The organism is Mesorhizobium australicum WSM2073 (genome assembly GCF_000230995.2).
Taxonomy (GTDB): Bacteria; Pseudomonadota; Alphaproteobacteria; order Rhizobiales; family Rhizobiaceae; genus Mesorhizobium; species Mesorhizobium australicum.
The window spans coordinates 970,852-995,008 of sequence record NC_019973.1 but is presented as its reverse complement, the minus strand read 5'-3'; the positions used below and the strand labels follow the sequence as shown (position 1 = coordinate 995,008).

Genomic DNA, 24,157 nt, shown 5'->3' with positions numbered 1-24,157 from the left:
AAATGGCCATCGAACTGCGCCATCTTCGTTACGCTGTCGCCGCGGCGCACTACGGAAGCTTCCGCCGCGCGGCGGAGGCGCTTGGCGTCAAGCAGTCATCGCTAAGCCGCCGCATTCGCCAAATGGAGGATCGTCTGGGAGTCGCTGTGTTCGAGCGATCGAGCAGCGGCGTGCGGCTTACAGACGCTGGAACTGAAATCCTGCGCACCTCCCGGCATTTGGTCGATGGGCTGGACCACATGATGGCGTCGGCCAAGGCCGCAGGCCGCGGCGAGGCTGGCCGGCTGACCGTCGGTTTCTACACCTCGCTGTCGGCGGGGAATTTGCGCGCGAGCTTGGCGGAACATGCGCGACGATTTCCACAAGTGGAAATCAGGACGGTCGAGGGAGCGCGGGCGAGCCTTTTTGAGGGTCTGGAGCTTGGCACACTCGACGTTGCCATCGTCACGGGCGAGCCAGCAGTTCGCGAAGGGGGAGCCATGGCCTTGTGGGGGGAACGCATCAGGGTCGCACTCCCGGAGAGCCATCCACTGGCAGCGAACGAGATCGTCTATTGGACCGACCTCAGAGGCGAGACCTTCCTGTTGAGCCAGCGCGACCCAGGACCCGAACTCCGGGAGATCTTGCTGGCAAAACTCGCTTCACCCGGCGTCCAGGCTAAGATTGTCAGACAGGATGTCAGCCGCGAAAGCATAGTGGGTTTGGTGAGCGCCGGTTTTGGAATCAGCCTGATGTGCGAGGCTGGCATCGGCGCCAGTTACGCTGGCGTCGTTTATCGCGACGTGCAGGACGGCAACGGCCCGAGCCGAATCAGCTACGCCGCCTATTGGCAGAGCGACAACGGCAATCCGGCGCTAGGGCACTTCCTCAAGCTGTTTGAAGAGCGTTATCCCGTGTCGTCGCCTAGGGTTTCCGGTTCCGCCGCGCCTTTGCGAAAGCCCGATCCGTGGCCATGAAGCGCTCGATCATCGGGGCGATCAGCCTGACCGGTTCACCAACGGGCTGGCCAGTCTCTCGTCCGAGAACCTCTGCGTAGGCGATGAGATCCCGATGAACAGCGGCCGGAAGTTCGATCGACATCTTGAAGGGCTTGTCGTCGGCAATAGCTCCAAGTTTTAGCTTCGTCATGTCATCCTCCATATGGTTCGAGGACGAGATCGCGGGTGACGATCACACGGACGGGGAAGCCCGGCCGAATGGTCAGCGTCGGGGCGATATTGAGCTGACGACCAACGATCTGCTGCCCGATTTGGCTAGTGCTGTTGGACGCGCCCTGGCGCAGCGCGCGAACAATATCACTTTCACCGCTCGACGATCCGCTCTCCGCGCCGATGCTTAGCAGCGTGGAGAGCGCGGCGGCCTTGAAGAGTTCGCGCCAGTGATAGTCGACACCGTCCTCAAGCCCGGCATAGCCTTGAGAGTCGACGCCAGGCTGCCGTCCCAGCACGACGGACCTGCCGTTCGGCATGATGATGCGGTTCCAGACCAGCAGCACGCGACGCTGACCGAACCCGACGCCGTTGTCGTACTGCCCGACGAGCCGTGCGCCCTGTGGAACGATGAGGATCTGCCCAGTCGGGCTGTCATAGACATTCTCGGTCACCTGCGCGGTGATCTGGCCGGGCAAGTCGGAGCGGATGCCGGTGATGAGGGCGGCCGAGATGATCGAACCTGCCTGCAGGATATTGGGCGATGCCGGCGCTGCAACGCGATCAGGGCTAACCGTGCGGCGGTCAGCGGCGGCGTTGAGGAAGGCGGCCTGTCGTTCTTGCGCGGTGGGGGTCGAAGGCTGTGGCGCGAGGCCAAGGCCTGCGAGCGTCGGCGACTCCATGGCCGGCGTTTCGCCCGACGCGGGTGGCCGAGTGGCCGCCGGTGCCGACCGCGTTTCGGTGCCGGTGAACAGACGGCTGGTGCGCGCGGCTTCGATCTCCTGGAGCCGCCGTTGTTCCTCGGCGCTGACGCCTGCGACGGGCTGACCGCGGTTCTGGGCGCTGAGTATCGGACGACCTAGGTCTCCGGGAAGCGGCGGACCCAATTGTGGAACACTGGGCCGCGGGATGCCGGAATAATCCCGTGGCAATCCGGCGAGACCGTCCGCCGTGGTGCGGTTGTCGGTCGAGTATAGCTCCTCGTTGCCGAGGCCGGAATGGCGCGACTGCAGGGCATAGACGAGCGCACCGCCAACCCCGAGGCTGGCGACCAGGCCGAGGCTGGCCAGCACACGGCGGGACAGGCGGGTGACACGCGGCGTCTCGCCACGTAGGCGCATGGGCGCGGCATCAGGCGCTTCGGCCCTGCCTGACGGCCTTTCTTCCTCTTCCCGGCCCTCGCTCATGACGCGGGCCTTCCGTCGGTGCGGGCGATACGAACGCGCTGTTGCTGGCGACCGCTACCGAAGCGCAGCTCAGCCGCAGCAAACAGACGGTCGACAATCATGTGATTGCCGCGGACGCGGTAGTTGACGAGCTCAGAGGTCTTGCCCTCTGGGCCGACGACAAACAGCGGCGGCATTTCGCCTTGGCCGATGCCGCGCGGGAACTCGATGAACACCTGACGGCCATCGTCGAAGGCGCGCAGCGGCCGCCAAGGCGCACGGTCGCCGTCGATCGAATAGCGGAAGTTGATCGAGGCGAGGTCGACGCCGGCGGCGACGGGCTGAGCGACCTCGGCCTGGGCGTTTTGCCGCCGAAGGGCGATGAGCTGGTCCTGCGGATATTGCCAGGACACCGAGGCCATGTAGGTTTTCTCGGTCGAACGGAGCTCCATGTGATAGGTGCGGCGGTCGGTGTTGATGACAAGGTTCGTGGTCAGGTCCGCACGGGTCGGCTTGACGAGGATGTGGATCTGGCGCGTTGCGCCAGAGCCGCTTTCGGTATCGCCGATGACCCAGCGCACCGTGTCGCCGGCGGCAACGGGGCCGGAGCCAACAAGTTGCTCGCCGGGCTGGAGGGCGACGTCGGTGATTTGTCCAACTGCGGCATAGACCTGATAGAGCGCGCCCTCTGTGAACGGATAGACCTGCATCGCGTTGATGAAGCCGTCACGAACTGGCTGCATGCGCGCGGCGGCGTTGGCCTGGTTGACCCGGGCGGTGGGCTCCGCGGGCTCGGGGGCATGGCGGGTTTCTTTGATTGGTTTCAACTGGCCCGGCAAAGGCAGAGGTCGGGGAAGTTCAACGACCTGAACCGGTGCCGGCGGAGCGGGCGCGAACACAGCGGGCTGCGGATCGTCGTAGGAAATCTGCGGCGGCTTTTTGGTGGCGCAGCCGCCAAGCGCTGTTGCTGAGAGCAGCACAAGTGGAAACACGGATGTACGGAAATGAGGAAATCCGGCTTTCCGTGGATTCGGTTCAACAGCTCCGCGGTTACCAAAAGTCATTGGCCCAACTCCTTCGACCAGTTGATGGCGTTGATGAAGACGCCGAGGGGATTCTTGCGCAGCCGCTCAGCGTCGCGTGGTGGTTGGATGACGACGGTGACGATGGCGGTCCAGCGCTCGGTGGATGCCAGCGAACCGTCCTGATAGCGGCGCTCCATCCAGGCGACGCGGAAGCTATCCGGGGAGGCGCGGATGACGCTCGACACTTCCACGGCAATCTGCTGCTTGCCGACCTTGGAAAAAGGATCGTTGGCGCGGGCGTAGTCGTTGAGAGCGAGCGCGCCGCGGTTGGTCGTGAAGTCGTAGGCCCGGAGCCAGTTCTGGCGAACGATAATTGCATCGGCGGGAATCGAGCGGACCTGTTCGATGAAGCGGGCCAGGTGCCAGGCGATTTGAGGATCCGTGGGGCGGTAGTCGGCGACGGCTGGTTCGACGGCTTGAGCCTGGCCGAGCCGATCAACTTGCACCACCCAGGGGACGATCGTCCCGCGCCCCGATTGCCAGACCACCGCTGCCGCGAAGCCGCCGGCGAGCAGCAATGAGCCAAAAGCCATCAAGCGCCAGTTCTTCGCCTGGACACGCGCCGAGCCGATCCGCTCATCCCAGACCTGGGCGGCCTTTTGGTAAGGGGTCTCGGGTTGGGGTGTCTTGCCGTAGTGGGTGGACGGTCGTTTGAACATTAGCGGTCCCCTTCTGAGAGATTGATGGATGAGCCGCCGCCATGGGCGTCGCCCGATCGGACGGCGTGGCTAATGGTCGAGACCCCATGGCCGACCGTCTGAGAGCGTTTCATGCGCCTGGCCCAGGCGGGCGGCGTCGAAGAACTGGCGGAATGGGAAGGATCGCCCTCGGCCTCGGCCGTGCCAGCGATCGAGCCTTCGGTCGACGTGCCGCCAGTGGCCGCGAAGGCGGATATCGCGCCACTGGAGAAGCTCTGTTTCATGGCCTCGGCGGTGCGGGACGCTGTGCGCCTGAGTGGCGATGTGGCAGCGCTGGCGCCGGCACGCGCGACGCCGCTCAGGCCGGAGGCAACGCCGGCCGCGCCAGTCTGGCCGGCAGACGCGAGGCTGTAGGAGGCCGCTGCACCACCGGCGAGCGCCGCGCCACCTCGCGCGGCGGTCGCAGCATTACCGGCCACAGCGCCGATGCCGCCCGCCGCTGCGCCAAGAGCGGCACCGCCGGCCATCACGACGCCTCCAGCAGCCAGACCAGTGCCGACAGCGGCGCCGGCGCCGAGTTGGGGGCCGCCGGAGACGAGGCCGTTGGCAATGCCGGGCCCAAAAATGCCAAGGCCGAGCAGCGAGAGCGCCGCAAGCACGATCGCCATGGCGTCGTCGATGGTGGGCGCAGCACCGCCGAAGCCGGCGGTGAATTCGGAGAAGAGCGTCGAGCCTATGCCGATGATCACGGCGAGCACCAGCACCTTGATGCCGGAGGAGATGACGTTGCCGAGCACGCGCTCGGCCATGAAGGCCGATTTGCCGAAGAGGCCGAAGGGGATCAGCACGAAGCCAGCCAGTGTGGTGAGCTTGAACTCGATCAGCGTGACGAAGAGCTGGACGGCGAGGATGAAGAAGGCGAACAGCACCAGCGCCCAAGCCAGAAACATGCAGGCGATCTGGATGAAATTCTCGAAGAATGACCAATAGCCCATCAGGCCAGAGATGGAGTCGAGCAGGGGTCGTCCAGCGTCCAGCCCTGTCTGCGCAACCTTGCCGGGACGCAGAAGATCGGCGGTCGTAAAGCCTGTGCCGGAGGCCTTGAGGCCGAGGCCGGCGAAGCTTTCGAAGACGATGCGGGCGAGACTGTTCCAGTTGCCGATGATATAGGCGAAGACACCGATGAAGAGCGTCTTCTTGATCAGGCGCGCGATGATGTCGTCATCGGCGCCCCACGACCAGAACAGGGCCGCCAGGGTAACGTCGATTACGATCAGCGTAGTGGCGATGAAGGCGACCTCGCCACCGAGCAGGCCGAAGCCGGAATCGATGTAGCGGGTGAAGATTTCGAGAAAATGATCGATGACGCCGGTGCCGCCCATGGTGCTATTGGGCCTTTCGTCGATCGATCGTCGGCGGCGCGGGCGCGAGGAAGCGGCGGCGGTTCTCGGCCCAGGCCCGCAGGCAAGCAGGATCGCGCGTGCCTGCTTCGCCAAGCTCCCGGCAGCGGATCAACTCGCCGCGCAACGGATCGGCGCTGGCGGCCTCCGATCGGCCGATCGAGGTGGCCGCGGAGCTATCTTCTTTCCGGCTCAGTCCGATCGCTGTCGCCGCGATGGCGATCCCGACGAATCCGATCGCACCGAGCCGGGCAAGCATTTTTCCGTCCATGCTTCCGCCCTCAGTTGCCGTTCTGGAACATGCGAACGTTGCCCGGCTGGTAGCCGTTGCCGGGCGTCAGGAAGCGGCGGCGCTGCTCGCGGCCCTGTTCGGCGGCCGCGGCCTGCTCGGCCGATTGAAGCGCCTGCGCTCGGCCGTTCGCGGCGACCACAGCAGTCAGGTCGGCGAGCTGCTGTGCCTGGAGACCGAGGAGCTGATTGCCGGCCTGCGTCGCCTGCAACGCGCCGGTGGCACCCTGGCTCTGCCCGATGAGCGCAGACATCTGGGTTCGATTGGTGTCGATGTTGCCGACGACACCGGCCTGCACGCGCATGGCGTCCTGAAGGCCGCCGACGGTGTTCTGCCAACGCTCGCGGGCGCCAGCGATCAACTGCTGATCCGAGGCCGAGAGCGAGGCGTTGCCGTAGGTCGTCTGGAACGCCTGGTCGATCTGCTGGACGTCGAAGGCGATGTTCTGCGCCTGGGAAAGGAGTCCCTGCGTCCGCTGGACCGACTGTTGAAGCTGCTGAAGGGAGGAGTAGGGCAGGCTCGCTAGGTTGCGTGCCTGGTTGATCAGCATCTGCGCCTCGTTCTGCAGCGAGGTGATCTGGTTGGTGATCTGCTCCAGGGCGCGGGCGGCTTGAAGGACATTCTGCCCATAGTTCGTCGGATCGAAAACGATGAAGGCGTGGGCTGTTGTCGCGAACATCGGCGACAGCGAAATAGGCGCGGTGAGGAGAGCCATCGCAAGGCGGGCGACGAGCGATCGGGAACGGGTGTTCATGGTTGGGCCTCCGGCTTGGTTTGGGGACTGAGGTTGACAAGATCGGGGATGAGGTCGGCCGCCCACGCGACGCCGCGTGCTCGGAGCCATGCGGGCACGAAGCCGTCGCGGCCGTCCTCGGCCAGGACGCGCTCGATCGCGGCCTGATCGGTCTTGGACGAGGTGGCGGTGAGGGCGAGGGCCACTTCGCCGAGACCCAGTTCGAATAGCCGGTTGCCACGGCGGCTCTGGCAGTAATAGTCGCGCTTCGGGGTTGCCCGCGCGAGGATTTCGATCTGCCGATCGTTGAGGCCGAAGCGCCGATAGATCGCCGTGATCTGCGGCTCAATCGCCCGCTCGTTCGGCAACAGCAGTCGCGTCTGGCAGCTCTCGATGATGGCGGGCGCGATCGCGCTGCGATCGATGTCGGAGAGCGACTGCGTGGCGAACACGACGCTGGCGTTCTTCTTGCGCAGCGTCTTCAGCCATTCGCGGAGCTGGCCGGCAAACCCCTCGTCGTCGAGAGCGAGCCAGCCTTCATCGACGATCAGCAGCGTCGGTCGCCCATCGAGGCGGTCCTCGATGCGGTGGAACAGATAGGAGAGCACGGCAGCCGCCGCGCCCGTGCCGATCAGCCCTTCGGTCTCGAAAGCCTGCACGGATGCCTCGCCGAGCCGCTCGGTCTCGGCGTCGAGCAGCCGGCCGTATGGTCCGCCGACGCAAAAGGGTCGAAGCGCCTGCTTCAGGGCCGATGATTGCAACAGCACCGAAAGGCCCGTCAACGTGCGCTCTGCTACCGGGGCCGACGCGAGCGAGGTCAGCGCCGACCACAGATGCTCTTTCACTTCCGGAGTGATGGCGACGCTCTCGCGCAGCAGGATCGCCACGATCCAGTCGGCAGCCCACGCGCGCTCGGGCGGGTGATGGATGCGCGCCAGCGGCTGGAGCGAGACGGACGCCGCGGCGCCATCGGTCAGGTCGCCGCCAAGGTCATGCCAGTCGCCGCCCATGGCAAGCGCCGCCGCGCGGATCGAGCCGCCGAAGTCGAAGGCGAAGACCTGGGCTTGGCTGTAGCGCCGGAACTGCAAGGCCATCGGCGCGAAGCACAGCACATGCTCGGGTCCATCGTGGCGGAGATAGTCGCGATCGAGCTTGCCGAGCACCACGCCGTCAGGGCCGAGCAGATCGGCGGACTTGACCTCGTTTGGGGTGGCCCAGCGCGCCGAGCCGTAGGTTTCGACGTTCTTTGCCTCGCGCGCCCGCCAGACCGACATGCCGATCGCCACGGCGATGGAGATGAAGCCGCCGGAAGCTGCGATATAGGCGCCCTCGACGAAGATGGACGGCGCGTAGGCGTCGTAGGAGTACCACCACCAGAAGAAGCTCGGCGGATAATAGAACGGGACGCCAGCCAGCTCGAACCATGACGCCCCGAGCTGTGGCTGGAATCCGAGCCTCCATGCCGTCCACTGCGTGGCCGCCCAGGTCGTGGCGATCACGACCAGGAAGACGACAGTGATCTGGCCCCAGAGGATTTTCGTGGCGGTCAATAGCAGGTTCCTCGACAGCAAATGCCATCAAGGTCGGTGGTCAGTGCAGAGGATTGCAAGGCGTCATCTTCGCTGGTCGCAGTCCCGGCGATACTAGAGAACATATACTTGAGAAAGAGCAGGCGGGCGACGCCGGCGGGCGGCCCTAGTTTCGTCATCGCCGGCGAAGGCAGTGGAACGCTCGCACTTATGAAGCGTGCTGTTTGATAGTCGATCAGACGTCTCGTTTCGGCACGAAATCGGCAGGGCGACCTTCCGCGTCGACGAGAAGTCTTGAGCGCGCCTATCTCTTACTGTCGGACATTTCGCGGTTGTGTTCGTTCGTGGCCTGGGTGGCGGCAGCCATCCCGCGCTCTCCCTTGGGAGTGTCATTCCATCATGATGACCTTTCCCAGATCGGCGAGGCGCTCGATCACGTGATCCGGTCTGAATGGAAACCGCTCCATGTCAGCCCGCGTGCTCACACCAGTAAGTACTAGCGCTGTCTTCAGGCCCGATTCCAATCCGGCGACCACGTCCGTATCCATTCTGTCACCGACCAGAATCGTATCAGCCGCACTAACTCCTAGCCGGTCTAGCGCGCTTCGCATCATGAATGGGTTCGGCTTCCCAACGAAGTAGGGCTGGCGGCCGGTAGCCTTTTCGATCAGTGCTGCAACCGCGCCGCAGGCCGGATGGAATCCGCGCTCTGTCGGGCCGGTCGCATCCGGATTCGTGGCAAGAAACCACGCTCCCTTTGCCACCAGCTCGGCGCCAGTGGCGATCTGTTCGTAGTGGTACGAAGTGGTGTCGCCGAGGACCACGAAATCCGGCCCATACTCCGTGATCCGGCAGCCTGCACGCCGCAGAGCCTCGACCAGCCCGTGGTCGCCGATGACATAGGCGGATGATCCGGGCTTTTGCAATTCGACGAACCGCGCGGTCGCCAGGGCCGAAGTGTAGATGTGTTCAGGGGTTACTGGGAAGCCAACCGCTCGGAGCCGCTCGGCATGATCTTCCGGCGTAAAGCGAGAGTTGTTAGTGAAGATTTGAAACGGCTTGCCTGTGGCAACCAAGGCGGCGACATAGTCGATCGAGCCTTCAATCGGTTGGCCGCCGCGGACCAAAACCCCGTCCATGTCGAGAAGGTGCGCTGTGATCATCGTATCTCAATCCTCCATGTCTTTGTGTGAATGCGCGGCTTGAGCATGTGCTGTGTCACGCGCGTGGTAATTCGCGAGATTGCGGGCAAAATACTCATTGAGAACGGTGGGGGAAGAGTACCCAATCCCTCGTGCGGTGATAGGACGTCGCAGCGTGAAGAAGGGTCGGCAACATAATCAGGTCGCCGGTCGCAGCCGTTGCGTAGACGCTTGCGCACATGCGCTGTGGCGGCGAAAGACAGACCGCGATCGGCCAACGCCTGCCATCCAACACTCTTGAAGGGTCCGTTCCACTGGCGACAGTGATGGCGGGGTCCATGCTTCGGAGCGTTGCAAACTACAATCCAAGCCCACGTTTCCGGCCAAAGCTCCATCCGATGTCGCCTCCATCCTTGGCAATGCCGGCGATGCTCTGACCGAGTTTCTTCTCGAGTGGCGGCGACCACGGAACGAGCTGGAAGCCGAGGCCGTTGTCGATCATCGCGAAGCGGCCGGATGTGAGCGTGAGGCGCCGGCGATAGACTCCAGCGACATGCTCGCCGGCGACCGCCTTCATGTGCGGCAGGCCCGTTTCGGCCGAGAGCCGCGCGGCTGTCCTCACGCAGAACCTCCAGCCATGAACCGACGTAGTCGGCATGGCGCACCGTCGGCACGATGGAGAGCGAAGCACAGATGAAGGCGCCGGCCATCTCCGCCACAAGTTCCTCGCGTGCATAGGATTTGGAGCCGAAGGAACCGGCCATGACACGGCCGAGACGGGAAGGATGACCCGACCAGTGCCCCAGTTCATGGAATGCGGTGCGGTGCCAATTGATCGGTTCGAAATAGGCGGCTGGCGGCGGGACCTGCACGAAGTCGTGCGGCGGGCTGTAGAAGGCGCGGCTGCCTCCGATCCGAAAATCCGCGCCGGTGGCCCGGATCAGCGCGTCTGCTTGCGGTTCGATCATGCCCGGCAGAGGTGGTGGTGCGACGGCGGCGATGTCCTCCGGCAGGTTCTCGCATTGGTCCGCATTGAAGACGGTGAAGCGCTTGAGGAACGGGATCGCCTGCGCTTCGTCGCCGCTCTCGCGGGCTCGCTTCTTCTCGTCGTTCGGAATGAAGCGGTCGGCGTAGACGACGGTCGTACCTCGCTCTCCCTTCCTGACGTTACCGCCAAGACCGAGCGCCTGGCGGAAAGTAAGCCAGCTCTGGCCGCTGAATCCGTACTCGATGACTGCGCCCCACAGGATCAGGACGTTGATGCCAGAGTAGCGCCGGTGGGTCGACGCGTTTTCCGGCATTGCGAGCGGCGCCCTTGCCGCCGCCGTCCCCCAGGGCTGCACCCACGGGATGCGTCCGGCTTCCAGCTCGGCGATGATCTTGTCGGTGATTTCTTGATACAGGCTTGGCCGGTCGTTGCCGGAATGGGCTCTGGCGGCGTTTCTGGACATCGCGGTTCTCCGCGACGGGCGCCAGGAGACTCTCTCCCGACCTTCAACCCGTCACGGCAAACCCGGTCTGCACTCTCACTCTCATCGACTCGTCTCGATACCCACCGGCGGAAGCAAGGAAAGGTCGGCGTGACCGATCTCGCGTCAGGGATGGAAGCCCGTAAGGGTGAAGACCCGTCGCAGGCGGGGCTTCGGCTTTGCCGACAGCCCGGCCCGTGGGGGACGCCCGATAGAGCCCTCGAAAAATGACGAAAAGTCTCTAAGTTGAGGGTCATGTGCAACGACTACGAACAACACATCCGCTGGGCCGAATACTGCAAGATGATGCAGGACCTGGAACTCGGCATCCCGACGCAACAGACAGAACTCGACCTGCCTCAGTCGGACGACGTCAAGATCAACGACATGGGGCCGGCCATGCGCGCGACCGGCAATCTGATCGAACTGGTTCAAATGAATTTCAGCTTTCCGCCCTCGGGCAAAGGCGGGCCGATATTCAACTTCCGGTCAGACGGGCGAAGCTTCGCCAATAGCAATCGCTGCCTGATTCCGGCGAGCGCTTTCTTCGAATTCACCGGCAAGAAATATCCAAAAGCCAAGCACCGGTTCACTCTGAAGAATGCGCCATTTATGGCGATCGCGGGCCTTTGGCGTGAGGGCCAAGGCAATCATCCGCCCGCCTTCACGATGCTGACGACCGAACCCGGCCCAGACGTCGCGCCCATTCACGATCGTCAAATTGTCGTGCTGCAGCCAGCGGATTGGGGTGCGTGGATTTATCTGACGAAACCCGAGGCGGAACTGCTGCGGCCGCTTCCCGAGGGATCACTCCATGTGGAGACAGTGCGTGCGGGTTCCGACTGATCCTCCGGGTCATCCTCGGAGGCCGATCTGAAGATTTTGGGGAGAGAGCGCCATACGACGCGCATTGGCCGCTGATCTCGTTAGCGCATTTTGGACAGGATTGCGAGATCTTTGTCGTCTTGCGCCCGCGATACGATTGGTCGCACGTTACCTAGATACTTCCGATTGCTGGAACCAGACTGGTAGCCGCTTGCTGTACCCACGGAGAATAGCCGCGCCTGGACGAGCCGACTGCCTACCACCAACTCCACTGGGTTGTTGCCGTGATTAACAAGTTCGAGTGGGATACACCCTCGGAACCCCGGTTGGATCATGGTGTTCAGGTGAATTCCGAGCCTGCTGTAACTACTCCGGCTAATGATGTCGGCGTACACATCGTTGGGCATGCCGACGTACTCTAGCGAAGTCGCCAATACGATCTGGCCGGAATAGAGGACGAACTTATCACCGACCTCCCGACGGGTCATGCGGAAATAGGACGATACTCCGCGCCGAGGCAGGGTTGCCAACTCAACCGCAGCCTTGCGCGTCAGCAGGGAGACGAGAAAGTCGGGTCCCAGTCGGAGATCGATGCTCACCTCGCCAACTTGGCTCGGTTCAAGGAGCGGATCGATGTACAGCCTGGCGCTGTCTGTCAGGCCGATTCGGCGATGGATTTCAGGAGCCTGTAGAAGCGACATCCCATGCCTGCCTTATGGCGAAGTTTCGGATCGATTTCTCGGTAAGGTCGTTCGTGAGTACCTCGATATCGCCGTCTTTCGCTGATGAGAAATTCCATGGATTTCGGTTATTGTCGATAGCGCCGAACAGGTAGTTCCAGGCGCTGTCGAAGAGCCCATAGACCTGCTCCATTGATGCAGGCACAAAAGTACGAATGTCGTCGTAGTCGGCACCGACCTCGACGCGCTGAAAGATCGGGGTCAAGGTTGGGAGTTGAAGAGCCTGCAATGCATTCTGCACTAGGTCTATTATGGGATGTGATCCGCCAGCCAGAAAAGCATCCACGAGAGCCGCTCGGTCGGCCGTAGCCGGGTGGGTGAGCGAAGAGGAAACGTTCGGCGCGATAGCCTCGAGGGCTGCGATGCTTGATCGTCCAACAAAGCACGCCGCAAACAGATCTGCGAAGTACTCTCGGCGATGGCTCAGTTCGTTACCGTTTTGCGGGCCGATCAGGTTTGAATTCTGAATCATCGAAACCGCGCTAACACTGTGCTGGTGGTCGACGAAGTGACCTAGTTCGTGGAACAGCGGAACGCAGAAGACGGGCTTGTGAGCGTAAATTCGAGGTACACCGATCATCACCAAAGGCAGCTTAAATCCCTGCGGATCATAGTCTGTGATGAAGGCCTCGATGAATAGCCAAGGATCGGAGTTCCGCAGATGGAAGTCGTGATGTGCGTTGCGGTCCTCTGTCAGGAACGTGACGATAACCGCTTCGCTTAGCTTCCACCGCTTAAGGGCGTCGGTGAGGCAGTAGACCACCTCGTACGGCACCTCATTGTTCGTGCTCCCGGAGAGATAGGACTGCACGCTCCGCGCAACTTTGGCGAAGGTCTCTTCGACCGCCGCGTCGTATTTGCCTGGATTGTCGAGAACATGCTCGATCGCCCCAATCAAATGTCGGGTGAATTCGTGCAGTCGCTGCTCAAAATAGGCAGAATCGTTTAGCTGTTTGAGCGTGTTTGCGACGAGATGCAGATCAACGCGTGACCGCAAACTTGTGCTCCGCCGAAAGGATTTCCCTCGCCAGTTCCGCCGAGATCGTGCCGGCTCCAACCATGCCAACGGCAGCTCTCAGGGCGTCTGACTCGCGGAGGTCCAGAGCAAGTCGAATTGCCTCGGGCAATGTCTCGCCGTCTATCGTATCCGGATCCGACGCGATCTGCAGGGCTTGGGTCATCACATCACGGAGATAAACAGCGAGCTTCTCCGGTATAGATCGCTCACTGCTCAGAATTCGCAAAGCGACGTGAAATGGAGCGGGACTCTCATCGCGATCCATCGACGTCGCCGCTAGCATCTGCTCTCCTCCAAGTCGACCACCTGCATTAGAATCGCCAACTGACCCTCCGTCAAGAGTCCGTCCGACAATATACAAAGCGACTGAAGGACTCCCGTTGCGACGAGCCCGCTGACGATTCCACCGCCTGCCCGCGTCTGACCGAAGAATTGGGCGCCCTTCCAGAGGTTGCCGGAAACGAGACCGGAGACATAGGTCATTGGAAGCAGCCGAGAACGCCTCAAGCTGGGCGAGGCCTGCTTTCATCGGGACCAGTGAACCCGGCCGTTCCGCACCCAGAAGTGCGAGCGGCAGCCGGTCTGTAGCCACACCGACGGGGTCAAACTGGGCCTCCGCCGCCGATCCACCTTGAGCGACCAGCGTGGCTTCGCCTCCGGAAAGACCAGCAATTCGATGGTACGGCCGCAACCGCAAGGGCATTTCATCCCCATGCACCAGTCCTCACTACCATCCCGAGCCAAAACAAGATCACGGCTCGGCATGCGCTCCGGAAGGCTGTCACCATGTACTATGACTAGGCGTCGAGCCGGCCCAAATCTTTCGCGGACATCCTCGAACCCACGACGCCATTCGGCAACAAGGGCACCCACCCGCCGGCGCAAGCGTTGCATCATCGCTTCCTCCTCGACGCAAGGGCGGGCAAGCCGAGCAATGGTTCGGCATTGCCTCTTGCTAGGTCCGGCGACGGCGATGACTGGAACTCGTCCTCTGCGGTAAAGTCCTCGTCGCCGGCCGCGAGGCTGAATAGCGTCCTGGCATAACGGCGATTGGGCTCGTGCCGGAAGTGATAGAGGCGGGCAATTAACTCGCCGACAGCCGCAGATGCTGCCCGCATATTCAGGGTGATCACGGAGGGGGCCTGCTCCACCATGCCTTTGATGTAGCCTTCTTGGAGAAGATCCTGATGCGCTGCCGGTGCGTTGAACCGCAGATATTCCGCTCTTAGCGTTTCTGGGCAGTAAACCCCCCTTTCTTCAAGGCTGGACCCACCGGGATAGACATAGTCGATCCGACCGACCACATCGGCGATGAAGGCACGATTGTTTTGTCGGCGGACCGGGATGACAACGCCCATATCGATAGCTGGCATTAGAAAGGCGATCGTCATTAGATCGGCTACATATCGCGCCTCAAGCGTGTCGACGCAGCAGAAAAGGAAGTCGCAGCCCGCAGCGGCAATGATCGCGTCGCGGTTCATGATGGAGGACGCGACCGGGATGAGCACGCCTGCACCACGGTGAAGAGCGACGGCTCGAGCCATCACCTCGACTTTGGGCAATCTAATTTCGGCATCGGCTCGGGTCGTGTTGAGAATCCGGTTGAGATTCCTCAGTTCCACGATATCGAACTCAACGGCGACAATACGGCCGAAACCTAGCCGGGCTAGCTGCTCGATGACGATAGAGCCTGTCCCCGAGGCCCCAATGACGGCAGCCGACAGTCGACTGTTCCACGTGGTCATCTCGCTCGTAAACGCCATTGGTCGGCGCATGTCTCCATCGCTCCACCAAAGAGCGATATCCGCGCCTGGAACCATCACCAGGTCAACAACACTGGCTTCGAGCGCATGGTTGTAGATCCGCGCCTTAATCGCCCCATCGGGCGTCATTATCGCTGATCCATGCCGATCCCCGTACGCTGCGAGCAACGCGCGTACGGTCACACGGTCGCTCTGATCGTCGACCAACGAAAAGTCGAAGTAGCCACCAGGATGGGAATGGATCAATACAACGCAGAGATTCTCGGCCTCGCCGTGGTCAATCGCCTCTTCGATACTGCTTCCGGGCCACGAGATGCGATCGGGCTCGCGGACCTGACAGGCAGCGTGAGGGACGGGGATCCACTTGTTCGCCAACAGCTTAAGGCGTTCGCCAGGTGCGGAGGAGCAAAGTAGGATCCCCGCCGCTTCGTTGCCGTCGCCCGGAAACAGGTGGGTCTGCAGCGCCGCGTTGATACCAGCGGAGACGACGAGCGAAGTGGTGTTCACTGGTTGACCTCCTTCGCGATAGCCCCCTCGACAAGTGCCAGATGGGTGATCACATTGTCGGTCCTGGGATTCCATGGCGACTGGGGCCCACGATGCCGGGACCAGCGCTGGAAACCACGGCCGAGAATGGTCTCGATCGTCTGGGTGGCCGGGATGACCCCGCCCACAGACGTGCGCAGCGGCGGATAGACGTAAAACATGTCGATCTGAGCCCCTGGATATGAGGATGGAATCTCAAGAGCAAGCACGATGGTGGGCATCGCGTAGCCTGTGGGAAGCGGGTAGTCCTCGATGAGCAGCCAGCGCCGGCCGCCGTCAGCGATTGTCTCCCACTTCCTGCCCATGGCATCGAGATGGAGTTCGTCCGTCTCAAGAATGGCGAAGGTACGGCGGGGCTGGGCAGCCTCGCCGTTGTTGACATCCTTGGGAGTCAAGCGGATCTTTTCGATGCCGGGAGTCCGAAGATCGATCACCTGATTGGTTCCGACGGGTTGCTTAGGCTGGCCATGCACTTTCAGGTAGATGTGCCAAGGCTGACTGATATCGAAGCCCGCGCGCTGCATTGCGTCCGACACAACGATCGTCGGCGTGTCGGACTCGACCGTGACGTCCTGCACCTTGAGCTTCCAGGACTCCTTGCGGGTGTGGAAGCGCTCGACGCCGGCCTTGCCGAGATCGATGAGATCGTTGTCGCCGATGAGACGATCCGGCTCACCTTCGCGATCCAGCAAAAGCTGAACGTTAGGCGAGATAGTAGCGAGCTTGCGAATGGTCGCCCCAGAAATGACACGTGTCGGCCAATCGTACTGCTCACCATCGACGACCAGACGGTAGGCACGGTCGCTAGACGTCACAAGGAAGCGGTTACCGTTGAGCTTAAGATCGGCTGGCTGCGAGGCGAGGATCTCGACCAACTCGCCATTGGTGAGAAACTGGAGAACATAGGGATCTTCGGCTGGGACCAAGCCAGCGGCGGCCGCGATCTGGCCGCCCGTGGGAGTATGGTCCGCGATCGGGACCTGACGGAAGGTCAAATCGATACCCGCAAGTTCGAGGATCACAGTGCTTTCGGCTGGGCTCGCGCCCGTGGTTTCGGAGGTGGTCATGGTCGGGGCCTTTCAGGCGTTGGTGGAACCTGATCCAATGTGCGCGTGAGTCGACACCGCTCGGACATGTCTTCTCGATGTCCGAGTCCGTGCTTCTCATGCGCACTGCATGTTAGTGGGAGGGGGAAAGGGAAGAGGACATGCTGCCGACTGCAGCCGTATCGGAGACGCTCAGCGTCGACGAATTCGTGTCAGCGCTTAGCGCGCTGACAAACGAAGACTGGATCCGCGTGGGCGAGGTTGCCCGACGGTATGCCAGGTATTGCTCAACGTCAGGCGATGACCTCCTGAGCGAGGCGATTAGCAGGACCTTGGATGGCAAGAGAAATTGCCCCTACGACGTGGACCCCGTCGCATTCCTTATCCTGACGATGAAGAGCATAGCAGGTGAGCTCCGCAAAGCCGGCTTCCGGACGATCGGAATGGATGACGTCAAACTCAAAACGAAAGATGGAAATAGTGTTGCCTTCGACCCTGCCGACGAGCGGCTCGATCCCGAGTCAGCTTTGGCTGAGAACCAGGCTGCGGCTCGGCTTAGATCTGCCGTTCTCGGACTCTTCAATGATGATGAAGTTGCGCGTGACTTGGCAGATCTTATGATGGTCGAACTCGACGGCGAAGAACTTCGGGCGTTGCTTGACCTGGAACCGAAAGCGTTCGCAAGCAAGCGCCGACTGGTCCGGCGTCGGATCGACAAGGCATTCCCAGATGGATGGAAGCCATGAACAAGGATAAGATGGACCCGCTTGGTTTTCTCGTGGAGAACCTTGTGCAGGATTTCCTCGATATGACTGACGCCGAGATCGCGATGGAGATTCGTGAACGCGGCGAAGACCCTGTTGCGGTGGCAGCAAAGGCGCGAGCAGTGTTCGAGAGAGCGCTGACGGCGAAGCGAAAAGCTAGCCTCATTCAAGCGCGTAACGCGGTTGACACAGATGCTGCGCATCCGCGAACAGTTATCGCCATTGACGGCGCTACCGCTCGGGCTCGGCTGCAACGTTTGCTGCGGCGTTTCCCTGAGGCGGCTACGAAGCTCACTCTTGCGGCCCGAAATGGAGTCGGGCTGTCTGATTCCGATGTTCTGGGACTACTGACGAACTTTCATGATCTCGGCATAGACGACGAGAACGACACGTGATGTCTCTTTCACCTGCTGAGCGCCTGCTGGTTAGCTTGGGCGTGGAAGCTCCCGACGAAATCGATCTCGAAGCAATTGCTTGGACATTGGGTGTCAAGGTTCGATACGAGCCGCTTGAACTCTGCGATGCTCGGATCGTAGGGGCCGACACAAAGGCTATCGTGACGATCAATAGCACAAGCCCCCGTGGTCGGCAGCGCTTCTCGCTAGGGCACGAACTCGGACATTGGCACTTCGATCAGGGCAAGACCTTAATTTGCCAGGCCCAAGACATAGACAACCACTCGACTCGCGTTCTCAACCCGGAGCGTATTGCTGATGGCTATTCCGCCGATCTTCTAATGCCGCGCTATCTATTTGATGCAGCGCTTAGGACGATCCGTAAGCTCAACTTTTCCGCAATCCGAGGTCTTGCGGAAAAGTTCGACGTGAGCCTCACAGCAGCGGCGATCAGGGTTGTCGAGAGTCGCAGTATTCCGGCGCTTCTGGTCTGTCATGGCATCAACGGCCGACAGTGGTTTCGCCGTTCGCCACTGGTCTCCGACAAATGGTTCCCTCAACGATCCTTGGACCGGGACAGCCCGGCATTCGACGTTCTTTTCGGGGGCAGGAAGGACACGCCGCTTCCGCAAAAGATCAACGCGGACGCCTGGTTCGATCGTCACGATGCGAGTTGGTTCGAACTTCAGGAACAGACGGTGCGGATCGGAATAGGTCAGACGCTGACGTTGCTAATCATCGAGGATGAAAGAATGCTCGAGCAGTAGCGTATTCGCCTGGCGTTGCTACCGGAAATCCCGCGTCCTCACCCCGATCTGATCGATGTGTCCATAGGGGTCGACGATATTGCGCGGCTTCGGCCCCTTCGGCAGGCCACGCGGATCAGGTGTCGGGCTGCCATGGTGGAATTCGTCGCCACGCCCATGCGGCAGCGGGAATGCAGCGTCGCGATCGCCGACACTTGCGAGATCTGTGGACAGGTCGCTCAATCGGTGTGCGACGAGATGCACCACCTCGCCCTCGCGCTGGATGCGACCGTAGATGCCGATCATGCCGGCCGAGAGAACGACACGGCGATACTTCTCGAACACCTTGGCCCAGACCACGAGGTTGGCGATGCCGGTTTCGTCTTCCAGCGTGACGAACATGACGCCTTTGGCTGAACCGGGCCGCTGACGGACGAGAACGAGGCCGGCGGCCTCCAGCCATTGGCCGTCGCGTGCCAGCATTGCCTCGCGGCAGGTGACGATGCGCCTGCGCCGAAGATCCGCGCGCAGAAAGGTGACGGGATGGTCCCGCAGCGTCAGGCCGACATGGCCATAGTCCTCGACGACCTCGCCGCCGGCAGTCATGGGCCGCAATGTCACGATCGGCTCCTGGATCTCCGGCACCGTTTCCTGCTCACGCGCGGAGGCTGCAGCAAACAGCGGCAGTGGTTCATCGCGCAGCGCCTTGATGGCCCAGAGCGCCTCGCGCCTGGCCAGCGACAAAGAGGGTTGAAACGCATCGGCCTCGGCGAGTTCGACGAGCGATGAAGCTGGAACACCGGCCCGGCGCCAGAGATCATCGACCGAAACGAAAGGCTGATCGGCGCGTGCGGTGACGATGGTCGCGGCGTCGGCGTTGGCAAGTCCACGCACCATGCGCAGACCGAGCCGAACGGCGAAGCGATCGTCCTGGTCGGTTGGCTCGAGCGTGCAATCCCATCGTGAGGCGTTGACGCAGACAGGACGGACTTCAACGCCGTGATCGCGCGCATCGCGGACGATCTGCGCAGGCGCATAGAAGCCCATTGGCTGGGCATTGAGGAGCGCGGCACAAAAGACATCGGGATGGTGGCATTTCATCCAGGATGAGGCGTAAGCGATCAGCGCAAAGCTTGCTGCATGGCTTTCTGGAAAGCCGTAACTGCCGAAGCCTTCGAGCTGCTTGAAGGTCTTCTCTGCGAACTCCCGCTCGTAGCCGTTCTTCACCATGCCTACGATCAGCTTGGTGCCGAATTTCGACACGCCGCCGGTATGCTTGAATGTCGCCATGGCGCGGCGAAGCTGGTCGGCTTCGCCCGGCGTAAAGCCGGCGCATTCGATCGCCACCCGCATTGCCTGCTCCTGAAACAGCGGCACGCCCAGCGTTTTTCCGAGCACCTTTTCGAGCTCGGGCTTGGGGTAGACGACGTCCTCCTTGCCTTCGCGCCGGCGCAGATACGGATGCACCATGTCGCCTTGGATCGGCCCTGGCCTCACGATCGCCACCTCGATCACCAGATCATAGAAGGTCCGCGGCTTAATGCGGGGCAGCATCGACATCTGCGCCCGGGATTCGATCTGGAAGGTTCCGAGCGTATCGGCCTTGCGGATCATCGCATAGGTGCGCGGATCCTCGGCAGGGATCGTTGCAAGGTCGAGACTAATGCCCTTGTGCTGTGCAAGCAGATCGAAGCCATGCTTCATGCAGGACAGCATGCCCAGCGCAAGCACGTCGACCTTCATGAATTTCAGCGCATCGATGTCGTCCTTGTCCCATTCGATGACCTGCCGGTCTTTCATGGCGGCCGGTTCGATCGGGACCAGATCATCGAGCCGGTCGCGCGTCAGCACGAAACCGCCAGGATGCTGGGAGAGATGGCGCGGCGCTCCTATCAACTCGCGGGCGAGTTCGAGCGCCAGCCGCAGGCGGCGATCGCCGAGGTTGAGATTCAACTCCTCGGCATGTTTCGGCTCGACCCCCTCTGTCGACCAGCCCCAGACCTGGCCGGACAGCATCTTGATCAGGTCTTCGGTAAGGCCCAGCGCCTTACCGACATCGCGCATGGCGCCTTTCGACCGGTAGCGGATTACAGTCGAGCAAAGTGCGGCATGATCGCGGCCGTAGGTCTCGAACACCCACTGCATGACGATCTCGCGCCGTTCGTGCTCGAAATCAACATCGATGTCGGGCGGCTCGCGGCGTTCCTCGGAAACGAAGCGCTCAAAAAGCAGATCGTTGCGCTCCGGATCGATCGAGGTGATGCCGAGCACATAACAGACCGCGCTATTGGCAGCCGAACCACGACCCTGGCACAATATGTCCCGGCTGCGGGCGAAGCGGACGATCGACTTCACGGTCAGAAAGTATGGGGCGTACTCCAGCTTTTCGATCAGCTGAAGCTCGTGTTTCAGGATCGATGTTACCTTGTCGGGCACACCTTCGGGAAAGCGCTCTGTCGCACCCTCCCATGTGAGCTTCTCCAAAGCCTGTTGCGGCGTCAGGTCGGGCAGCATCCGCTCTTCCGGATACTGGTAAGCGAGTTCATCGAGCGAAAAGCGACAGCGATCTGCGATTTCGACGGTGCGGGCGAGCGCTTCGGGATAACGGCTGAACAGGCGCTCCATTTCCTCTGGCGGCTTGAGATAACGATCGGCGTGCCGTTCGCGTCTGAAGCCGGCATCATCGATGGTGACGTTGTGGCGGATGCAAGTAACGACATCCTGCAGGATTCGGCGTGCCGGAATGTGAAACAACACGTCGTTGGTCACGACGGTCGGCACGCCCATCTTCGCGGCCAGGTTCGCCAATTCGTACAGCCTGAGTTGATCGTTCGGTCGCCGGCGCAACGTCAGCGCCATGTAGGCTCGGTCCTCGAACGCGTCGCGCAGCCAGCGCAAGTGCTGCGTACCGGTTTCGTCGGGTTCATCCGGGACCAAGACGGCAATCAGCCCCTCGCCATAGGCGACGAGATCGGACCAGTCCAAGATGCACTTGGCCTTGCCCCCGCGGCCTTTCCCGAGAGACAGCAGCCGGCAGAGCCTGGAATAACCGGGCCGATCGGTCGGATAGACGAGGACGGACATGCCATCCCTGAGGTCAAGACGACAGCCGACAATCAGCCTGACGCCCGTGGTCTTCGCCGCTTCGTGGGCTCGCACTATACCGGCAAGGCTGTTGCGGTCGACGATGGCGAGCGCCTCAATACCGAGCGCAGCCGCCTGTGCAAACAGCTCTTCGCACGAACTTGCACCGCGCAAAAACGAGAAGTGCGAGGTCACCTGCAACTCGACGTAGCGCGTGGTCGTCATCCGAAGATTCCGTGCAGAAACCAGCGATGCGAGCCAGTCGTGAGATCCTCGCCATCACCGGCACGATAAATCCAGTAACGCTCGCCGGCTTCGTCCTCGACCTGGAAATAATCCCTCACGGCGATCAGTTCAGCGTCGCGCCTCCACCACTCACCGAAGATGCGTTCAGGACCATCAGCTCGTTTGACTCGCCGGCGTATGCCGCGCCAGATGAAGGTGACAGGTGGATGATCCGGCAACAGCGCCACGGTCTCGATCGGCTCCGGAACTGGCAGCAGACGAGCCGGACGCGGCCAGTGTCTAGGCCATCCTTCTCCACTCTCTGGCGCTGTCGGCGCTACCCGTCGTACGGATCGCTCAGGCACGTCGCTCGCCATCGGCGCCATGCGATAGAGACGCTCCTCGCCGACGCGGTTGGAAAGCGTGTCGATGAGATCGGAGACATCAGCCTCGGGAGTTTCGATGAGCGAGGAGATCGTCTGCCTGGATACCAGCGGTTCGGCGATGGTGGCGGCGAGCCGCATCAACTCGATGCCGAAGCCTGGATCGATGGTTTCAATCTTGTCGGTGAGCAGGCGGGATAACCGCTTTGCATCCCGCAGCGGCAATGCTGTGCCGATGCGGATTGCCTCGATGCGATTGTCGACCCGGTGAAGCAAAAGATCGAGGCGGCGGGCACCGAGGCTTCGGGTTTCGAGAAGGTCGCAAAGTTCACCGACGAGTTTTCCGGTGTAGCGGGCGATCGTCTCGGCAGCACCGATCGGCTCGCCGAACATTTGGCGCACTTCGATGATGTCCGGCGGGCGGATGGGATCGATCGGTTCAGAGAGCCGGCCCATCGCGTGGTCGAGACGACGACCGAGTTCGGGTCCGAACCTCAAGGCGAACGGCGCGCGCGGCTTGGCGACGAGGTCTAAGATGCGGTCCAGGCCAAGCTTGCGGAGGCTGTCTACCATGTCGGCCGGCAGCCGGAGCGCTGCGATCGGCAGGTTCGCGATCGCGTTGGCGTTTCCGGCAGGGTGAACGACAATCATCGGCCCGACGCCAAAACGTGCCAATGCATGGGCGGCGCCCCAACTGTCGGCGATTGCCGCACGCGCGGCAAAGCCGGCCGCAGCGAGGCGCTCGACCATATCGGCGAGCATGGCGCTTTCACCGCCATGCAGATGGTCGGCGCCGGTCGTATCGATGACCAGACCATCTGGCGGATCGGGGGCAACGATCGGCGCATAGCGCCGGAGCGCCCATACCGCGAGACGGTCGAGTGCCTCGGCGTCGTCTTGTGGATCCGCGTCGTTGACGACGAGATCCTTCACCAAGGCCTGCGCCTTGGTGGCCGGCATGCCGACGCGCAGGCCAACGGCAAGCGCCGCGGGATCGGCGGCGAGCACGACACGGCGTCGTCCATCACGTCCTGTCAGGACGAGCGGCGTCTCACGAGGAGGCGCGGCGTCGCCCAATTTCCTTCTGAGGCGATCCGTGGACCACGTTGGAAGGAAGAGCGATACGACCCTTGTCATCGCTTGCCTCTACTTCGAAATCCGCACTTTTGCCGGCACGACACCGGATCAGCTCCAGCTGCCAGCGTGCACGTCCAACGCCCGGGACCGGCAAAGGGGATGAAGGAAGCACCGACACTCGCCACCGGGTGATGGAAGCCGTCGGCTGTCCGAAGTCGGCGGCCTCGGTCTGCCGGCGCCAGCGGCGGACGGCAATCCCGATGGCGCCGGACGTCTCGGCGGCAAGTTGGAGACGCCGCGACGCTGTCATGGAGAGGCGAGCAACCTCGGCGACAACAGCACCGAGCCCAGGATGCCGCAGCCCCTCCTCGAAGCAGGCAAGAAGGGACGTCTCGTCGCCCGCCTCGACATAGATCACGCGATCGGGCGCTAGCCCGGCCTGCGCGATTGCCGGGGCAAAGAGATCCGGCCGCGTCACGCACCAAAGGACCTTCCCATGCGTCCGGGCCGCAATACCGGCCGCGAACAATGCAGCTGCCGCGCCATCGATCGCGCCATTTCCGCCGCCTGCCACCTCATGCAGCGCGCCAAGCGCCAGTCCTCCTCCCGGCAGCACTCGGTCGATAGCCGCGATGCCAAAAGGAAGCACCGCCCGTTCGCGCGCATTTCCGCCTTCGAGACGCGCGATGCGGTCTCGAAGATCGGAAATGACAGCTGTTGGCGCCGATGCACTCATCTGTCCCTTGAAACTCGGAATTCCTGTGGTATGTTCCTTCTTTGTTCTCATCCTGGCAAAGAGTCAACGGAGATGACGTGTGGAGCACAACCGGAGAATCAATGGTTGGACATCTGATCGTCCACGGCCGATGCGCTGCGTGTTCAGGTGACGTTTTCTTGTCGGGCATCATGCGGGGTGGCGCGCCGTGTTGAACGCGTTGTGCTCATG

General features: G+C 62.1%; 22 protein-coding genes and 3 pseudogenes. 5 read left to right on the top strand and 20 right to left on the bottom strand.

Annotated features, from left to right (window positions below):
* Positions 1–2: 2 nt before the first annotated feature.
* Entirely contained in the window at positions 3–956 is a 954-nt protein-coding gene (locus MESAU_RS04595; protein ID WP_015314889.1) for a LysR family transcriptional regulator, read from the top strand.
* Here the strand turns inward: MESAU_RS04595 and MESAU_RS04590 are convergent.
* The 11 genes and pseudogenes from MESAU_RS04590 to MESAU_RS31770 form a co-directional block, all read right to left on the bottom strand.
* Entirely contained in the window at positions 904–1,128 is a 225-nt protein-coding gene (locus tag MESAU_RS04590; RefSeq protein WP_015314888.1) for a DUF2274 domain-containing protein, read from the bottom strand. The two genes, MESAU_RS04595 and MESAU_RS04590, sit on opposite strands and share 53 nt — an antisense overlap.
* Position 1,129: 1 nt before the next feature.
* The gene (locus MESAU_RS04585; RefSeq protein WP_015314887.1) at positions 1,130–2,335 is read right to left on the bottom strand and encodes a TraB/TrbI/VirB10 family type IV secretion system protein; all 1,206 of its coding nucleotides are present in this window, start codon (positions 2,333–2,335) and stop codon (positions 1,130–1,132) included.
* A complete protein-coding gene (gene trbG / locus MESAU_RS04580) occupies positions 2,332–3,378 on the bottom strand; it encodes a P-type conjugative transfer protein TrbG (protein ID WP_015314886.1) in 1,047 nt (348 codons plus the stop codon). Before trbG ends, MESAU_RS04585 begins: the two co-directional genes overlap by 4 nt.
* Positions 3,375–4,058 carry a conjugal transfer protein TrbF gene (gene trbF, locus MESAU_RS04575; protein WP_015314885.1) on the bottom strand — a complete coding sequence of 228 codons (684 nt, stop codon included), beginning with the start codon at positions 4,056–4,058 and terminating at the stop codon, positions 3,375–3,377. The genes trbG and trbF overlap by 4 nt, the downstream gene beginning before the upstream one ends.
* The gene (trbL, locus tag MESAU_RS04570; protein ID WP_015314884.1) at positions 4,058–5,419 is read right to left on the bottom strand and encodes a P-type conjugative transfer protein TrbL; all 1,362 of its coding nucleotides are present in this window, start codon (positions 5,417–5,419) and stop codon (positions 4,058–4,060) included. The genes trbF and trbL overlap by 1 nt, the downstream gene beginning before the upstream one ends.
* Before the next feature lie 4 nt (positions 5,420–5,423).
* Entirely contained in the window at positions 5,424–5,696 is a 273-nt protein-coding gene (gene trbK-alt, locus MESAU_RS04565; protein WP_245262942.1) for a putative entry exclusion protein TrbK-alt, read from the bottom strand.
* A 22-nt stretch (positions 5,697–5,718) separates the two neighbouring features.
* Positions 5,719–6,480, bottom strand: coding sequence for a P-type conjugative transfer protein TrbJ (trbJ, locus tag MESAU_RS04560; RefSeq protein WP_015314882.1), 762 nt, complete (start codon positions 6,478–6,480; stop codon positions 5,719–5,721).
* Positions 6,477–7,559 (bottom strand): annotated as a pseudogene (locus tag MESAU_RS04555) (TraG/VirB4 family ATPase); the annotation flags it as partial. The pseudogene MESAU_RS04555 and the gene trbJ, both read right to left, overlap by 4 nt.
* 818 nt (positions 7,560–8,377) lie before the next feature.
* Positions 8,378–9,151, bottom strand: a complete 774-nt coding sequence (locus tag MESAU_RS04550) for an HAD-IIA family hydrolase (RefSeq protein ID WP_015314880.1) — start codon at positions 9,149–9,151, stop codon at positions 8,378–8,380.
* A 337-nt stretch (positions 9,152–9,488) separates the two neighbouring features.
* Positions 9,489–9,743: pseudogene (locus MESAU_RS31775) on the bottom strand (DUF3363 domain-containing protein); the annotation flags it as partial.
* Positions 9,735–10,581: pseudogene (locus MESAU_RS31770) on the bottom strand (ArdC family protein); the annotation flags it as partial. The pseudogenes MESAU_RS31770 and MESAU_RS31775, both read right to left, overlap by 9 nt.
* A 273-nt stretch (positions 10,582–10,854) precedes the next feature.
* On the opposite strand from MESAU_RS31770, the gene MESAU_RS04535 reads away from it, so the two are divergent.
* Positions 10,855–11,445, top strand: coding sequence for an SOS response-associated peptidase (locus tag MESAU_RS04535; RefSeq protein WP_015314879.1), 591 nt, complete (start codon positions 10,855–10,857; stop codon positions 11,443–11,445).
* A gap of 80 nt (positions 11,446–11,525) precedes the next feature.
* Here the strand turns inward: MESAU_RS04535 and dcd are convergent, their stop codons facing one another.
* From dcd to MESAU_RS04505, 6 genes are all read right to left on the bottom strand, one after another.
* Entirely contained in the window at positions 11,526–12,125 is a 600-nt protein-coding gene (gene dcd, locus MESAU_RS04530; protein WP_015314878.1) for a dCTP deaminase, read from the bottom strand.
* Positions 12,103–13,161 (bottom strand): M48 family metalloprotease, encoded by a 1,059-nt coding sequence (locus tag MESAU_RS04525; RefSeq protein ID WP_015314877.1) that lies wholly within the window; start codon positions 13,159–13,161, stop codon positions 12,103–12,105. The genes dcd and MESAU_RS04525 overlap by 23 nt, the downstream gene beginning before the upstream one ends.
* Positions 13,145–13,447, bottom strand: a complete 303-nt coding sequence (locus tag MESAU_RS04520; protein ID WP_157163625.1) for a hypothetical protein — start codon at positions 13,445–13,447, stop codon at positions 13,145–13,147. Before MESAU_RS04520 ends, MESAU_RS04525 begins: the two co-directional genes overlap by 17 nt.
* Positions 13,448–13,707: 260 nt before the next feature.
* Positions 13,708–14,076: a ubiquitination-like system serine protease family protein gene (locus MESAU_RS32510; protein ID WP_015314874.1), complete on the bottom strand. Its 369-nt coding sequence runs from the start codon at positions 14,074–14,076 to the stop codon at positions 13,708–13,710.
* On the bottom strand, positions 14,076–15,452 hold the full coding sequence (locus MESAU_RS04510) for a ThiF family adenylyltransferase (protein WP_015314873.1): 1,377 nt from the start codon (positions 15,450–15,452) through the stop codon (positions 14,076–14,078). The genes MESAU_RS32510 and MESAU_RS04510 overlap by 1 nt, the downstream gene beginning before the upstream one ends.
* The gene (locus tag MESAU_RS04505) at positions 15,449–16,558 is read right to left on the bottom strand and encodes a multiubiquitin domain-containing protein (RefSeq protein ID WP_015314872.1); all 1,110 of its coding nucleotides are present in this window, start codon (positions 16,556–16,558) and stop codon (positions 15,449–15,451) included. The genes MESAU_RS04510 and MESAU_RS04505 overlap by 4 nt, the downstream gene beginning before the upstream one ends.
* A gap of 140 nt (positions 16,559–16,698) precedes the next feature.
* Between MESAU_RS04505 and MESAU_RS04500 the strand changes: the two genes are divergently transcribed.
* Genes MESAU_RS04500 through MESAU_RS04490 form a run of 3 tightly spaced genes read left to right on the top strand, consistent with a single transcriptional unit; the run spans position 16,699 to position 18,463 of the window.
* Positions 16,699–17,283: an RNA polymerase subunit sigma-24 gene (locus tag MESAU_RS04500; protein ID WP_015314871.1), complete on the top strand. Its 585-nt coding sequence runs from the start codon at positions 16,699–16,701 to the stop codon at positions 17,281–17,283.
* Entirely contained in the window at positions 17,280–17,696 is a 417-nt protein-coding gene (locus MESAU_RS04495) for a hypothetical protein (protein ID WP_015314870.1), read from the top strand. The genes MESAU_RS04500 and MESAU_RS04495 overlap by 4 nt, the downstream gene beginning before the upstream one ends.
* Complete coding sequence (locus tag MESAU_RS04490) at positions 17,696–18,463, top strand: ImmA/IrrE family metallo-endopeptidase (RefSeq protein WP_015314869.1); 768 nt, start codon at positions 17,696–17,698, stop codon at positions 18,461–18,463. Before MESAU_RS04495 ends, MESAU_RS04490 begins: the two co-directional genes overlap by 1 nt.
* Before the next feature lie 18 nt (positions 18,464–18,481).
* Here the strand turns inward: MESAU_RS04490 and MESAU_RS04485 are convergent, their stop codons facing one another.
* From MESAU_RS04485 to MESAU_RS04475, 3 genes are read right to left on the bottom strand one after another with little or no spacing between them, the layout of a single operon-like run.
* Complete coding sequence (locus MESAU_RS04485) at positions 18,482–21,751, bottom strand: error-prone DNA polymerase (protein ID WP_015314868.1); 3,270 nt, start codon at positions 21,749–21,751, stop codon at positions 18,482–18,484.
* On the bottom strand, positions 21,748–23,271 hold the full coding sequence (locus tag MESAU_RS04480) for a DUF6504 family protein (RefSeq protein ID WP_041163279.1): 1,524 nt from the start codon (positions 23,269–23,271) through the stop codon (positions 21,748–21,750). Before MESAU_RS04480 ends, MESAU_RS04485 begins: the two co-directional genes overlap by 4 nt.
* Positions 23,186–23,947, bottom strand: coding sequence for an ImuA family protein (locus MESAU_RS04475; RefSeq protein WP_015314866.1), 762 nt, complete (start codon positions 23,945–23,947; stop codon positions 23,186–23,188). The genes MESAU_RS04480 and MESAU_RS04475 overlap by 86 nt, the downstream gene beginning before the upstream one ends.
* Between the last annotated feature and the right edge of the window lie 210 nt (positions 23,948–24,157).

Bases quoted from the DNA above. Each gene is read 5' to 3' on its own strand.
- MESAU_RS04595 (WP_015314889.1), top strand. From the start codon at position 3: ATGGCCATCGAACTGCGCCATCTTCGTTACGCTGTCGCCGCGGCGCAC.
- MESAU_RS32510 (WP_015314874.1), bottom strand. From the start codon at position 14,076: ATGCAACGCTTGCGCCGGCGGGTGGGTGCCCTTGTTGCCGAATGGCGT.
- trbK-alt (WP_245262942.1), bottom strand. From the start codon at position 5,696: ATGCTTGCCCGGCTCGGTGCGATCGGATTCGTCGGGATCGCCATCGCG.
- MESAU_RS04475 (WP_015314866.1), bottom strand. From the start codon at position 23,947: ATGAGTGCATCGGCGCCAACAGCTGTCATTTCCGATCTTCGAGACCGC.
- MESAU_RS04520 (WP_157163625.1), bottom strand. From the start codon at position 13,447: ATGGATCGCGATGAGAGTCCCGCTCCATTTCACGTCGCTTTGCGAATT.
- MESAU_RS04535 (WP_015314879.1), top strand. From the start codon at position 10,855: ATGTGCAACGACTACGAACAACACATCCGCTGGGCCGAATACTGCAAG.
- MESAU_RS04495 (WP_015314870.1), top strand. From the start codon at position 17,280: ATGAACAAGGATAAGATGGACCCGCTTGGTTTTCTCGTGGAGAACCTT.
- MESAU_RS04500 (WP_015314871.1), top strand. From the start codon at position 16,699: ATGCTGCCGACTGCAGCCGTATCGGAGACGCTCAGCGTCGACGAATTC.
- MESAU_RS04550 (WP_015314880.1), bottom strand. From the start codon at position 9,151: ATGATCACAGCGCACCTTCTCGACATGGACGGGGTTTTGGTCCGCGGC.
- MESAU_RS04505 (WP_015314872.1), bottom strand. From the start codon at position 16,558: ATGACCACCTCCGAAACCACGGGCGCGAGCCCAGCCGAAAGCACTGTG.
- trbG (WP_015314886.1), bottom strand. From the start codon at position 3,378: ATGACTTTTGGTAACCGCGGAGCTGTTGAACCGAATCCACGGAAAGCC.
- dcd (WP_015314878.1), bottom strand. From the start codon at position 12,125: ATGTCGCTTCTACAGGCTCCTGAAATCCATCGCCGAATCGGCCTGACA.
- MESAU_RS04485 (WP_015314868.1), bottom strand. From the start codon at position 21,751: ATGACGACCACGCGCTACGTCGAGTTGCAGGTGACCTCGCACTTCTCG.
- trbF (WP_015314885.1), bottom strand. From the start codon at position 4,058: ATGTTCAAACGACCGTCCACCCACTACGGCAAGACACCCCAACCCGAG.
- MESAU_RS04490 (WP_015314869.1), top strand. From the start codon at position 17,696: ATGTCTCTTTCACCTGCTGAGCGCCTGCTGGTTAGCTTGGGCGTGGAA.
- MESAU_RS04480 (WP_041163279.1), bottom strand. From the start codon at position 23,271: ATGACAAGGGTCGTATCGCTCTTCCTTCCAACGTGGTCCACGGATCGC.
- MESAU_RS04585 (WP_015314887.1), bottom strand. From the start codon at position 2,335: ATGAGCGAGGGCCGGGAAGAGGAAGAAAGGCCGTCAGGCAGGGCCGAA.
- trbL (WP_015314884.1), bottom strand. From the start codon at position 5,419: ATGGGCGGCACCGGCGTCATCGATCATTTTCTCGAAATCTTCACCCGC.
- MESAU_RS04590 (WP_015314888.1), bottom strand. From the start codon at position 1,128: ATGACGAAGCTAAAACTTGGAGCTATTGCCGACGACAAGCCCTTCAAG.
- trbJ (WP_015314882.1), bottom strand. From the start codon at position 6,480: ATGAACACCCGTTCCCGATCGCTCGTCGCCCGCCTTGCGATGGCTCTC.